Genomic DNA, 13,673 nt, shown 5'->3' on the forward strand with positions numbered 1-13,673 from the left:
ATTCAAAACTTACACTTTTCCAAACCGGCGATCCCGCTTTTGGTAAGCACTCAGCGCCCGATGAAACTCCGCCCGATCAAAATCTGGCCACAGCGTCTCTGTAATGTAAAGTTCTGAGTAAGCTACCTGCCATAGCAGGAAATTACTCAAGCGCATTTCTCCACTGGTGCGAATCAGCAAGTCGGGGTCACAAATGCCGGCAGTGTAGAGATGGCGTTCAAACAGAGCTTCATCAATTTGCTCTGGTTGAATTAAACCTTGCTGCACTTGCACTGCAATGGCTCGGCACGCCTGCAAAATCTCCTCCCGGCCTCCGTAATTTGTAGCCACAGTAAACTGAATTCCCTGATTGTGGCGAGTCTCATCCACCGACCGCTCAATCTCTGCATGGAGGGTTCGCGGGAGCGCATTTAAATTTCCTACAAAATGAATTTGAACGTCTTCTTGCATCATTTCCCGTAACTCTTGCCGCAAGACGCGTTCAAATAGGGTCATCAAAAAATCAACTTCTTCTAGAGGCCGGCCCCAATTTTCTGTAGAAAATGCATAAGCAGTCAGCGCTTTAATTCCCCAGTCCCGACAGCAACGCAATAGATCCTTGAGTACATCGACCCCCCGCCGATGGCCCATAATCCGAGGTAGCCCCTGACGCTTGGCCCAGCGGCCATTCCCATCCATAATCACTGCTACGTGTCTAGGCAGACGTTCTTGGTTAAGGTCAGCAGGTAACTCTTGTAAAACAGTTGGCTTAGCAGTCATTTTTTATCACCAGAAGCCGATGATGGAAGACGCAGAAAACGCGAAACAAGTGCCAATATCCGAGAACTTAGGATTCCCAAACGGCGCAAATTAGGAGCAACTGCTTCGCGCTCAACAGATTGAGAAAATCGAGCCTCTAGCAGTTCTTTGAGTTTACTGCTGGTTAAAGGTCGATTTAGTGTGCCCCTTTCCGCTAAGGAAATAGAGCCTGTTTCTTCAGATACAACGACACACAGGCAATTTTCGACACGTTCTGTAATTCCCATTGCAGCACGATGGCGCGTCCCTAGTTGTCGCGAAGCTGTGCGTTCAGAAAGTGGCAAAATCACGCCGGCTGCAACAATACGAGAGGCCCGAATTAAAACAGCCCCATCGTGTAACAGTGTGGTTGTCTGAAAAATCGTCTGTAGCAGTTCCTTAGACACTTCTCCATTCAACTTCACTCCGGGCACGGAAAAATCTCGCTCATCAATTGGGTTGCCTGTTTCCAAAATCAACAAAGCACCCGTGCGGTTTTGGGACAGTTCCTTCACCGCATCTACAATTTCATCGAGTACAATGTCGGTCTTGGGAATGGCTCCCCCTGACGGTTGAAACAGCTGTACAATTTCTCCCCGGCCCAGTTGTTCGAGAAACCGGCGGAACTCGGACTGTAAAATTACAGCCATTGCCACCGCCGAGCCAATCACCAACTTTTCCAGGACAAAACTTAACAGCCTCAAATCCAAGCTGTTACTGACCGTTGTCGCCAGCATTAAGATAATTAATCCCCGCACCATCCACAGCGTGCGGCGCTCACCAATAATGACGAGCACCATATAAGTGAGGGCCAGAACTAACCCAATGTCAATAGGGCCTTTCAGCCATTGCGTCCAAAAGTCTATAAGGTGACGCAGCACGGACTGAGTCCAGCTAGGGTCGTGACCGGGACCCAAATTCATTGAACTTTTAGCAAAGATTAGCAGATTTGTGCTTGAGACAGGCTCAGCAATGCTGAGTCCTTACAGCTTGATTTTATGCCAGCAGACATCCCATGTGGCAGTCTTTTAAACCAGAACTTCTCTTGCATCTGATGCCACCTGCGCCTACAGAGAAAATTGTTACAGATGTAACAACCAATCTGAAAATTAGGCGAGGGTTAAAGGCAACTAGAATCAGTGTGAAGTGAGAAGACGAAAATTTGTTTCTCGCTTCTGTGTTTCCTCAGGGATGAACCGGCTAGTGGCTTAGCAGCCGGAAATTTATTCGGCAAAGCCGGTGAGTCTTTCTGGTAGCCGATCTTGGCGGAGCAAGTCTTGGTAAGTTTCTCGCTGCAAGATGAGATTGGCTTCCCCCTCTGTGACCAAAACCGCTGCCGGTCGGGGCAGACGATTGTAGTTAGAGGCCATGCTGTAATTGTAAGCGCCGGTGCTCATTACCACCAAGACATCACCCGGTTCTGCCGGCGGCAGTTGCGCGTTTTTAATCAAGATATCTCCCGATTCGCAGTGTTTGCCGGCCACCGTCACCGTCTCCGTCATGGGTGATCCCATGCGATTAGCGATCACGGCCCGATAGAGAGATTGATAAGTAATCGGACGGGGATTATCTGACATTCCCCCATCAACTGCCAGGTAAGTCCGAATTCCGGGGATCACTTTTTGATTTCCGACTGTATAAGCTGTGATACAAGCCGTTCCAATTAACGAACGTCCCGGCTCACATAGCAGCTTGGGTAAGGGCAACTGCTGAGCTTGGCATTCGCCGGCAATCGCTTCGCAAATCACCTTTGCCCAAGACTCGATGCTAGGGGGATCGTCCGATTCAGTATAGCGAATGCCCAACCCACCGCCGACATTTAATTCTGTCACCGGCAATCCATATTCACCGGCTTTGACCAGCCATTGCACGAGAACCTTGGCCAAATCCTGATGCGGTTGTAGTTCAAAAATCTGGGAGCCAATGTGAGCGTGAATGCCAATACATGATATAGAAGACTGCTTGCTGACAAAGTTAAAAACTTCATCCACCCCATCGGGATCGAAGCCAAATTTGCTGTCTAAGTGGCCGGTGCGGATGTACTCGTGGGTGTGACACTCAATGCCAGGAGTCAGACGTAACATGATCCGCACCGGCAGAAATGAGGCAGTTTGGGTGATTTCCGCCAGGGTGTGCAGTTCCAGCCAGTTATCCACCACAATGATGCAGCCGGTTTCTATGGCCAAGTTCAGTTCTGCACGGGACTTATTGTTGCCGTGAAAATAAATTTTATCCGGACGAACGCCGGCACCCAAGGCTGTGTGCAGTTCACCCCCAGATACCACATCGATCCCCAAGCCTTCACTGTTGGCAATCGCGCAGACAGCCAAACAACTCCAAGCTTTAGACGCGTAAAGCACTTGAGATTCACCCGGATAGTAGCGGCTGAAAGCATCCCGGTATTGCCGGCAAGCCGTCCGCAGCGTTTCTTCATCCAAAATGTATAGCGGAGAACCAAAGCGCTCTATTAGCGTTGTCACATCACAGCCACCAATTTCCAAATGGTCTTGACTGTTCACTTTCGCTGTGATCGGCAACAGTTGTTGGTTCGGTGAGCGAGATTCTGAAGCACCAATCGTCTCTGGTAAATATTGATGTGCTGAATTTTCAGCCGCTACAGGGCGAGTAGATAGCATAATCCGATTCTTTATCCTTAGTTGAGTGAGGGAGCAGGTGCGTTTCGGCTCTCAGTTGCGATTTCAAACTTCAAACATTTTACGAATTTTTGGCTAATCCAAAATCTTATTCTTGTTTCGAGTTTGACCGAGACAGTACAATTGAGTTTTGTGCGTTCTCAGCCATTTATCACTCGCTTCTGTGAATTTTTTGGAACTGAAACCGCTGACATCAGAGCTTTTGCCGGCGGTGGTGGAACTTGATCGGCTGTGTTTTGGCGGGTTGTGGTCAATCGATGCCTACCAGCGAGAAATAGACAGTCCTAACAGCGATTTGCTGAGTTTATCCTTTGTCATAGATCATGACTGGGCCGCAACAGACAAAGATCAAAAGACTAAGGGTAATAAACAAATCCTCCTAGGATTAGGTTGTCTCTGGGCAATTTTAGAAGAAGCGCACATCACAATTTTGGCCGTTCATCCTGAATATCGGCATCAGGGGTTTGGACAAGTATTGTTGCTGGACTTACTGAAATCGGCAGTTAATCGGCATCTGGAATGGGCGACCCTCGAAGTGAGAAGTTCTAATCAACCGGCACTGTCTCTCTACCAAAAATTTGGGTTTCGAGAAGTCGGACGCCGCCGCCGCTACTACCAAGATACTGGCGAAGATGCTTTAATTCTCTGGCTTTCCGGTTTGCAACGCCCTGAATTTACCCAAACGTTAGCCAATTGGCATCAAGAAACTTACGAGCGCCTTTCCCGCATTGGCTGGTCTATCAACTATCAGCAAGAAATTAACCTGTAAAGCAGAACCACTCAAAAGACACTCACCCAAAAGAAGGAAATTTAAAATAAATTGGGCATTTGCCTTCAATCTTTTCAGTTTTGCCGGCTGCGATCCCCCTATATGTTGCAAGTGTGACAGCCGAATAAAATCCCTGTGCTAAAATCAGCGTACGGGCACGCAGCAGGTGATGGGAATAACGCCATGTTTGAACGCTTTACAGAAAAAGCCATAAAGGTGATTATGCTGGCCCAGGAGGAAGCACGTCGCCTGGGACATAACTTCGTGGGCACAGAACAAATCCTTCTGGGTTTGATCGGAGAAGGAACTGGTGTTGCCGCCAAAGTTCTTAAATCAATGGGCGTCAATCTCAAAGACGCTCGTATTGAAGTAGAAAAAATTATCGGCAGAGGTTCTGGCTTCGTCGCAGTTGAAATTCCTTTTACTCCAAGGGCCAAGCGCGTTCTAGAGCTATCTCTAGAAGAAGCTCGCCAACTCGGACATAATTATATTGGCACTGAACACCTGCTTTTAGGTCTAATCCGAGAAGGGGAAGGCGTAGCAGCCAGAGTGCTAGAAAACCTGGGAGTGGATCTGTCAAAAGTCCGGACGCAGGTCATTAGAATGCTGGGAGAGACGGCAGAAGTCACCCCAGGCGCGTCTCAGGGGCGCACCAAAACGCCAACACTTGATGAGTTTGGTTCCAACCTGACCCAAATGGCCGCTGACGGCAAACTTGACCCAGTGGTGGGCCGGCAAAAAGAAATTGAACGGGTGATTCAAATTCTCGGTCGCCGTACCAAGAACAACCCTGTGTTAATCGGGGAACCTGGAGTCGGTAAAACTGCCATCGCGGAAGGTCTGGCCCAAAGAATTGCCAATAACGATATTCCTGACATTCTCGAAGACAAGCGGGTTGTCACCCTAGACATTGGCTTGTTGGTAGCCGGCACAAAGTATCGCGGGGAATTTGAGGAACGCCTTAAAAAAATCATGGATGAGATCCGCTCTGCCGGCAATGTCATCCTGGTAATTGACGAGGTGCACACCCTCATCGGTGCAGGTGCGGCAGAAGGGGCTATCGATGCGGCAAACATTCTCAAGCCGGCATTGGCTAGAGGTGAATTGCAGTGCATTGGTGCAACCACCCTAGATGAATACCGCAAGCACATTGAGCGGGATGCCGCCTTAGAACGCCGCTTCCAGCCGGTGATGGTGGGCGAACCAACCGTTGACGAAACCATTGAGATTCTCTACGGGTTGCGTGATCGCTACGAACAACACCATAAGCTCAAGATTTCTGACGCTGCTCTGGAAGCAGCGGCCAAGCTCTCTGATCGCTACATCAGTGATCGCTACTTGCCTGATAAAGCGATTGACTTGGTAGATGAAGCCGGTTCAAGAGTGCGGTTAATCAACTCTCAACTGCCACCGGCAGCCAAAGAACTTGATAAAGAACTGCGGCAAGTTCTGAAAGAGAAAGACGACGCCGTTCGCTCTCAAGACTTTGACCGTGCCGGTGAACTGCGTGATCGTGAAATGGAAATCAAAACAGAAATCCGCGCGATCGCTAACAGCAAAAAGACCGACTCTCCTAAGAGTGAAGATGCCTCCCCGGTTGTGACCGAAGAAGACATCGCTCAAATTGTTGCCAGCTGGACAGGCGTGCCGGTGAATAAACTCACCGAATCCGAATCCGAGAAACTGCTGCACATGGAAGATACCCTCCACCAGCGTCTCATCGGTCAGGAAGAAGCCGTCAAAGCTGTCTCTCGTGCCATTCGCCGCGCTCGTGTTGGTCTGAAGAACCCCAACCGTCCCATTGCCAGCTTTATCTTCTCCGGCCCTACCGGCGTTGGTAAAACCGAGCTAACCAAAGCCTTGGCTACCTACTTCTTCGGTTCAGAAGAAGCCATGATTCGGCTCGATATGTCGGAATACATGGAACGCCATACCGTTTCCAAACTGATCGGTTCGCCCCCTGGGTATGTCGGTTACAACGAAGGTGGCCAGTTAACCGAAGCTGTACGCCGGCGTCCCTACACCGTGGTGCTGTTTGACGAAATCGAAAAAGCCCACCCCGATGTCTTCAATATGCTGCTGCAAATCCTTGAAGACGGACGCCTTACTGATGCCAAAGGCCGCACGGTGGACTTCAAAAACACCTTGCTGATCATGACCTCCAACATCGGTTCTAAGGTGATTGAGAAAGGCGGCGGCGGATTGGGCTTTGAATTCTCCGAAAATCAATCGGATGCTCAATACACCCGTATTCGGTCTCTGGTTAACGAAGAACTTAAGAACTACTTCCGCCCAGAGTTCCTCAACCGTCTCGATGAAATCATCGTCTTCCGCCAGCTGAATATGGACGAAATCAAGGAAATCGCCGATATCATGCTGGGTGAAGTCTTCAAGCGCCTGACTGAGAAAGGGATCGTCTTGGAAGTTACCGAACGCTTTAAAGAGCGCTTGGTGCAAGAAGGCTACAACCAAAGCTACGGTGCCAGACCCCTGCGCCGCGCGATCATGCGCTTGCTAGAAGACGTTCTGGCTGAAGAAATTCTGTCAGCACGCATCAAAGATGGCGACACTGCCACTATTGATGTTGATGATGACGGTCAAGTGAAGGTAGTGCTTGGCCAAAAGCGGGAACTGCTCCCCCAAGCCGCTGAAATGTAACATTGCCGGTGGCTAATTCCTAATCGTTAAGCAATTTGATTCAATAAAAAGCGGTAGAGAAGATTCATCTCTACCGCCTTTTTATATGGGTTGCGGTTGCTGCCAGCTTGTCGCTTGATGGATAAGAGCGCAATTCAAGCTAAAATGCCAGAGCTGCTGGGTGCTGTCTGCAACAGAGGCCGGCCCAAAAAGTTTAGGCACACCTTCACAGAACGGGAGTAACCTTAAAGGAGGATTTGATGGCATTTGATGAAAAAAATTGGGAAACTTCTCCATTTTGGGTGCGAGTGTGGCGCAAGCAGCGCGAAAATATTCAAATTTTAGTCATTGCGCTCGTTTTAGCCTTTTCGATTCGCACCTTTGTGGCAGAACCGCGCTACATCCCGTCAGATTCAATGCTGCCAACTCTGTTAATGGGTGATCGCCTCGTCGTAGAAAAAATTTCCTATCACTTTCGGCCACCAGCGAGCGGCGATATTATTGTCTTTGCTCCACCCCCAGCGCTGCAAAAAGAGGGGTACGACAAAGATCAAGCTTTTATTAAACGAGTGATCGGTGAACCGGGTCAAATTCTTAAGATCCAAGATGGCCAAGTTTATCTGAATGACTCTCCCTTAATGGAAGATTACATCGCCCAACCGCCGGACTATAACTGGGGACCCCAGCCGGTTCCTGAGAATGAATTCTTTGTCATGGGAGATAACCGTAATAACAGTAACGACTCTCATATTTGGGGGTTTCTGCCAAAACAAAATATTATTGGCCGTGCTTGGCTTCGCTTTTGGCCTTTCAGCCGACTTGGTCGAGTTTGATAGGTTGGCTTTGTCAACTTTAGCAATGTCAAGGTCAACCCTTGTGAAGAAACATAAGAAATGAAGAATTTGCTTTTCTTGAGGGAAAAAGTGCGCTAGGCCCACCTTTAGGCACTCAGCTTGAGTGTTGAGAAGTAGGGCTTTCCACACCCGCTCAGTTGAATCAAAACCTGGCACTGCACTAGAATAAGACTAGGAAAATTCAGCTACAGCGGGACTTCCCACCTAGTCATTAAGTCAATTGGGTGGACTTAGCAATGGGATTTTTTGATTCAGAAATTGTTCAGCAAGAAGCCAAGCAGTTGTTTGAGGACTATCAAGCTCTCATACAACTGGGAGGTAACTACGGCAAATTTGACCGAGAGGGCAAAAAGCTCTACATCGATCAAATGGAAGCTATGATGGAGCGCTATCGAATTTTTATGAAGCGCTTTGAATTGTCAGAAGACTTCATGGCTCAAATGACAGTAGAGCAGCTGAAGACGCAGCTAAATCAATTTGGCATGACGCCTCAGCAAATGTTTGATCAGATGCACTTTACTCTAGAGCGGATGAAGGCTGAGCTGGAAAAGCAAACCTGAAGATTTTAGATTTTAGATTGGGGCTAAGCGCTTGAACCCAACGGCTGTTGGCAGTAACGTAGATCCTCTAATCCAAAATCTAAAATCCTAACTCCAGGTTCCTTTAATTTGGAGAGGGTGGCTCAAAGTCGGAAGCAGGTTTGAAGTATTGCACCGGCTCATTTCGTAGCGCTTGCAGCATAAAATCACGCCATACCGGCGCAACAAATCCACCACCTGTAGATCCCGATACCAAGGGAGTGTAATCATCATTACCCACCCAAACGGAAACAGATAGCTGCGGCACATACCCGACAAACCAAATATCCCGTTCGGAAGAAGTTGTCCCTGTTTTACCGGCTGCCGGTCGTCCTATTTGGGCTGAAGTTGCCGTCCCTTGGTAAATAACCCCTTGCAGGACACTGTTCACAGAAGCCGATGCCCACGGATCGAGGAGCAGCTTGGGTTTAGGCGTGTTATCTAGCAACACATTGCCGCTACTATCCGTTACTTGAACAATAAATGTGGTCTCCGAATGCCAGCCATTGTTCGCAAACGTGGCAAAGGCACCAGCCATTTCCAGTGGAGTCAGATCCACAGCGCCCAAAGGCAAAGAAACCACCGGCTCGATCGGACTTTTAATGCCCAGAATCCGGCAAACCTCAATCACCTTATTCAGCCCCACATCCTGGCCGATCTTGACAGCCGGCACATTAAGTGAAACTTCCAGCGCCCTACGAATGCTCACGGCTCCTGAGTAGCCGCCGCCGTAGTTTCTGGGGGAGTAATAATCGTCCCCATCTGGATAGCTCACCGGCGAGTCATACACGATAGACTCTGGGCCGTATCTGCCGCTAGCAAAAGCCGTGTAGTAAACAAATGGCTTAAATGCCGAGCCGGGTTGGCGCTGGGCTTGGACGGCACGGTTGTATTGGCTTTTCCCGTAATCAACGCCCCCCACCATTGCCTTCACAAAGTGAGTACGGGGGTCAACTGCCACCAAAGCCATTTGATCCGCATAAACCTGGTAGTAAAGCCGATCATGCCAATCGCGTACCGTTTCTTCCGCGATGCGCTGTAGTTTGAGGTCAATGGTGGTTTGAACCCGCATCCCCCCTTTCACAACTGCATCCCGGCCAAAGCGCTTCGTTAACTCTTGAACCACTGCCTGGGTAACATAAGGCACCTTACTACCTGGAAACGAAGTAATTTTCCCGATTCCGAGCGGTTGTTTGCGGGCAGTAGCTTCCTCTTCAGCCGTGATCCACTTCAGCTCTTTCATCCGATTCAGGACAACTGCCTGCCGTTGTTTGGCCCGCTGATAGTTGACAAAAGGACTGTAATCTTCGGGTGCCTGAACCAGGCCGGCCATCATCGCCGCTTCAGCCAAATTTAACTTAGAAGCAGACTTATTAAAATAACTGCGGGATGCTGTTTCAACTCCGTATAAGTTGTGACCCCAATAAACCTGATTTAGGTAGAGTTCTAAAATCTGGTCTTTTTTAAAAATTTGCTCTAGACGGATGGCCAGCACAGCTTCAGCGGCCTTACGGCTGACAGCCTGTTTGGGAGACAGGAAAAGATTTTTCACCAGCTGCATGGTGATGGTTGAACCCCCTTCAACCGTTTTACCCTCCTCCATGTTTTTCACAAAGGCACGCAACACCCCGCCTGGGTTAAGACCGTGGTGGGAGTAGAAGTGGCTATCTTCTATTGCTAAAATCGCCCGCTTGAGATCCGGAGAGATTTTGTTGAGCGGCACCACTTCGCGATTTGCTTCATCATGGATACTGGTCAGCTGGGTGCCATTAATGTCGTAGATGTGAGTAGTTTCCGTGGGTGTGTAGTTGCGTAAAACTCTCACATCTGGCAGATTCCGGAAGCTGATCGCCAAGCCAACCAGTCCCCCGGCTACCACGGAACTGGCCAGCATTGTAATACCAAGCAGCGTTCCTGCTGTTACTTTGCTGACACCCTGAACAAAATTAAATACCGGTGCTGGGTTTCTCGGTGGTTCTTGTCTAATTGTGTTAGTTGACACGGCGATTTCACGTCCTCAACGAAAAAGGCTTAATCTGAAAAGCTTGTTTGGGCGAGATGTTCTCCAGAGATTTTAGTTTGAGTGCACTCCCTACCGGCAGTCAAACCTGGCTTTCCCCCTGTTGTAGTAATTTCACCACCACCAGTAGAGCCATCAGGACAGAAAAGGGTGCAGATTAACCTTACTCTATAAATTGAAAGGTGCGTCAAGACACACTCCAAAGTTTTTTAGGCCGGCATGGATATTTCTGCAACTTTTGCATATAGTAATCTGGCTGTTCGACTTTTTAAAGGTTAGGGATCTGGGGAAAACTCGTTCTCTTGCCTAATAACTGCTATATCCAAAGGATTTTTATTTCAGTGAGTGTAACCAATCAAGTTGTGAATTTGCAAACTCAGCTTTCAAATCAACCGTACAGTCAATCCCTTAGCGCTCACCCATCTTTCCAAAGCGGGGGAAGTGAGGGGGGTGCGGCTCCAGACGTTTCCTGGCTGCGCCGGGGTGTGAGTGAAATTTTTCCCAATGCGCCAAATTCTGAGAATCCCGATGAAAATCTGATGCGCCGGCTTAGCGGTTCCCGGCCTTTGCGGGTGAAGTTCGGGATTGACGCCACCGGCGCTGATATTCATCTGGGTCACAGTATTCCGATGCGTAAGCTTCGAGCTTTCCAAGATGCCGGTCACACTGCAGTGCTAATAATAGGAGATTTTACCGCTAGAATTGGCGATCCGACCGGCAAATCGGAAGTACGTCAGCAACTCAGTATCGAGCAAGTCCACCAAAATGCCCAAACTTATCTCAGCCAAGTTCGGCCTATTCTGGATTTTGACACACCGGGCCGTTTAGAAATTCGCTATAACTCAGAATGGCTCTCTAAGCTGGAGCTGGCCCAAACGATGGAACTGCTCGCAACCATGACTGTTGGTCAAATGCTGGCCAAAGAAGGATTTGCTGAACGCTACGAGAAAGAAAACCCGATTTACATCCATGAATTTCTCTACCCCTTAATGCAAGGCTATGATTCCGTGGCTGTGGAAGCCGACGTAGAACTGGGAGGAAGTGACCAAAAATTTAATATTGCGGTGGGGCGAGACCTGCAACGACATTTTGGCCAAAAGCCTCAATTTGGCTTGCTAATGCCGATTTTGTTGGGAACTGATGGCGTTCAAAAAATGTCCAAGTCCCTCGGCAACTATGTGGCCTTATCCGAAGACCCCTTGACCATGTATTCTAAGCTCGAAAAAATTCCCGATCAGCAGATAGAATCATATTTTGAGCTATTGACAAATTTACCGCTTAATGGGTTGCCGGAAAATCCCCGCGAACGGCAAAAACTTCTCGCCCTGGATATTGTCACTCAGTATCACGGCACAGAAGCCGCCCAGCAGGCCCAGCAGGCAGCGCTGACCTTAGTCCAAGGAGATGCTAAGCAAGCCGATGCTGTCCCGGAATTCTCCTTAGAGTCGGTGCAGTTTCCCGCCAAACTGTTTTATATTCTCAGTGCGAGTGGGTTGTGCCAAACGGGTAACGATGCCCGCCGGCAGATTCAAGGTGGGGCTGTGCGGCTGGATGGTGAACGCGTTGAGGATATTAACTGCGCCTTCGAGCAGCGAGCTGAGCTGCATGGTAAGGTTTTGCAAGTCGGGAAAAAGAAGTTTGTGCGGTTAGTTCCGTAATGGGGATTGGGGCATAGCTCAAGGCTTCGCCAACAAGAACGGTAGGGGCATTGGTCTTATCCATAAGCTCTACAGTTGCAGCCATGCCCCAATCCCAAAATGTAGCAGTGAAAACACCAAATGGTATCAGTATCAGACCGCATCATTGTTCCTTTAGATGTGCCGGCAGAGGCGGCAGCGATAGCGCTGGTTGAGTCGCTGCCGCTCGTTTCGTTTTGGAAAGTTGGGTTAGAGCTTTTTGTCAGCGCCGGCCCTAGTATTTTGTCTCAGTTAAAAGACCGGCAAAAGCGGATTTTTCTGGATTTGAAGTTTCACGACATTCCAAATACGGTTGCCGGTGCTTGTCGGGCGGCGGGGAGTTACGGGGTCGATTTACTGACAGTTCACGCGAGTGCCGGTCGTCAGGCGCTAAAGGCGGCGCAAACCGCTGTGGAAGAAGGTGCTGCTGCAACGGGACAGCAACCTCCTAATGTAATCGCAATTACTCTGCTAACGAGTCTGTCGTCGCGGGATTTGGCGTTCGATTTGAAAGTTCCTTTGGAATTACCGGAGTATGCTTTGCAAATGGCGATTTTAGCCCAAGAAAGTGGTCTTGCCGGCGCGGTTTGCTCACCTCAAGAGGTGGAAAATCTCAGACAAGTTTGTGGGGATGATTTTCTGTTAGTTTGTCCGGGGGTTCGTCCGGTGTGGGCAGAGGCGGGCGATCAGCGGCGATCAATGACGCCAAGGGATGCTGTGGCTGCCGGTGCTGATTATCTTGTGATCGGGCGTCCAATTACTGCCTCTGCCGATCCGTCGGCTGCTTTTGAGCGAATTTGTGAAGAAATTTCGGCGATTGCATAATCGACTGCCGGTGGAAACGCTAAAAGGTAGAAAGCAAACTGTTAAAGGCAAGAGAAAGATGTTCTTTCTTGTGCCTTTTTACTGTTTACTATTTACTTGGCCTATCGAATCAACCTTTGCCGCCGAATTTATTAGCAAAAAGCCACAACCTCCATCCGAAAATTCCAATTTTGTTTGCCAAACTGCTGAGTTAGAACCACTTTTTAATCGGCTGATTGTAGATTTACCGAGTTATGCAAATCGCGTGATTCAACGCTCTCGCAGTGTTGGTGTGACAGAGGGGCTGAGTTATGTGATTATAGCGGGATTTCCAGAGTATGAACCTTTACCGCTTGGCCCCGGACGTTCTCCTAAAAGCGCTTCCTTAGATATTGGTGAGCCGGTAGAGCCATCTTCTGACGAACCCCGCCAAGTTTTTATTAGTACCCTTGAGCGGAATTATGCCACCGGCACGTTGGTAGAATTACAGCATTACCACTGGGTGTTTCTAACTAAAACTCAAAGTGGCTGGCGCTTGGCGATGATGTTTTCCCGACTGGGTACTTATCCGGCAGGAAAACCGCCCTTACCGCCACGAGATAGCAGTACCGGCGTTATTGCTCAGGCTATTAATACTTGGCTGCGAGACTGTCGCGCCGGTGTGATCCGATAACTGAATTTAGCAGCTCATAGCGCCAGTAAGAAAGGTCAACCGGGCGAGCTGGGAAAAGAACAAAACTTAACAGGAAATTATTTGGTATAAACATAGAGGGTTTTCGCACTAAGTATTTTTACTCTTTACAATGCTTTTTAACAATGACTAGGATAAAGCGCAGGACATGGCCTGCGTTCCAGTCCGTAATACATCGAGGAAAAAAGCCGGCTACTCATAAAAACTTTTAGT

Annotated in this window: 11 protein-coding genes; 7 read left to right on the top strand and 4 right to left on the bottom strand. The window is 48.9% G+C overall.

Features of this window, described 5'->3' with window-relative positions:
- Nucleotides 1-9 precede the first annotated feature (9 nt).
- The 3 genes from H6F73_RS21675 to lysA form a co-directional block, all read right to left on the bottom strand.
- Nucleotides 10-759: an isoprenyl transferase gene (locus H6F73_RS21675; protein WP_190760843.1), complete on the bottom strand. Its 750-nt coding sequence runs from the start codon at nt 757-759 to the stop codon at nt 10-12.
- Nucleotides 756-1,700: a diadenylate cyclase CdaA gene (cdaA, locus tag H6F73_RS21680; protein WP_190760844.1), complete on the bottom strand. Its 945-nt coding sequence runs from the start codon at nt 1,698-1,700 to the stop codon at nt 756-758. Before cdaA ends, H6F73_RS21675 begins: the two co-directional genes overlap by 4 nt.
- Nucleotides 1,701-2,000: 300 nt before the next feature.
- Nucleotides 2,001-3,413 (bottom strand): diaminopimelate decarboxylase, encoded by a 1,413-nt coding sequence (gene lysA, locus H6F73_RS21685; protein WP_190760845.1) that lies wholly within the window; start codon nt 3,411-3,413, stop codon nt 2,001-2,003.
- Between the two features lie 181 nt (nt 3,414-3,594).
- Between lysA and rimI the strand changes: the two genes are divergently transcribed.
- The 4 genes from rimI to H6F73_RS21705 all read left to right on the top strand — a co-directional run bounded on the left by rimI (nt 3,595) and on the right by H6F73_RS21705 (nt 8,251).
- Nucleotides 3,595-4,200 (top strand): ribosomal protein S18-alanine N-acetyltransferase, encoded by a 606-nt coding sequence (gene rimI, locus H6F73_RS21690; RefSeq protein WP_190760846.1) that lies wholly within the window; start codon nt 3,595-3,597, stop codon nt 4,198-4,200.
- A 183-nt stretch (nt 4,201-4,383) separates the two neighbouring features.
- Nucleotides 4,384-6,858 (top strand): ATP-dependent Clp protease ATP-binding subunit, encoded by a 2,475-nt coding sequence (locus tag H6F73_RS21695; protein ID WP_190760847.1) that lies wholly within the window; start codon nt 4,384-4,386, stop codon nt 6,856-6,858.
- A gap of 239 nt (nt 6,859-7,097) precedes the next feature.
- The gene (gene lepB, locus H6F73_RS21700) at nt 7,098-7,670 is read left to right on the top strand and encodes a signal peptidase I (protein WP_190760848.1); all 573 of its coding nucleotides are present in this window, start codon (nt 7,098-7,100) and stop codon (nt 7,668-7,670) included.
- 257 nt (nt 7,671-7,927) lie between these two features.
- The gene (locus H6F73_RS21705) at nt 7,928-8,251 is read left to right on the top strand and encodes a DUF1825 family protein (protein WP_190760849.1); all 324 of its coding nucleotides are present in this window, start codon (nt 7,928-7,930) and stop codon (nt 8,249-8,251) included.
- Between the two features lie 103 nt (nt 8,252-8,354).
- Here H6F73_RS21705 and H6F73_RS21710 read toward each other — a convergent pair whose 3' ends face one another.
- Entirely contained in the window at nt 8,355-10,163 is a 1,809-nt protein-coding gene (locus H6F73_RS21710; protein WP_242072607.1) for a penicillin-binding protein 1A, read from the bottom strand.
- 599 nt (nt 10,164-10,762) lie between these two features.
- Between H6F73_RS21710 and tyrS the strand changes: the two genes are divergently transcribed.
- The 3 genes from tyrS to H6F73_RS21725 all read left to right on the top strand — a co-directional run bounded on the left by tyrS (nt 10,763) and on the right by H6F73_RS21725 (nt 13,442).
- Nucleotides 10,763-11,947, top strand: coding sequence for a tyrosine--tRNA ligase (tyrS, locus tag H6F73_RS21715; RefSeq protein ID WP_242072608.1), 1,185 nt, complete (start codon nt 10,763-10,765; stop codon nt 11,945-11,947).
- Between the two features lie 120 nt (nt 11,948-12,067).
- Nucleotides 12,068-12,790 (top strand): orotidine-5'-phosphate decarboxylase, encoded by a 723-nt coding sequence (gene pyrF, locus H6F73_RS21720; RefSeq protein ID WP_190760851.1) that lies wholly within the window; start codon nt 12,068-12,070, stop codon nt 12,788-12,790.
- On the top strand, nt 12,783-13,442 hold the full coding sequence (locus H6F73_RS21725) for a hypothetical protein (RefSeq protein ID WP_242072597.1): 660 nt from the start codon (nt 12,783-12,785) through the stop codon (nt 13,440-13,442). The genes pyrF and H6F73_RS21725 overlap by 8 nt, the downstream gene beginning before the upstream one ends.
- Nucleotides 13,443-13,673: the final 231 nt, after the last annotated feature.

It is taken from the genome of Microcoleus sp. FACHB-68, from assembly GCF_014695715.1.
GTDB lineage: Bacteria > Cyanobacteriota > Cyanobacteriia > Cyanobacteriales > Oscillatoriaceae > FACHB-68.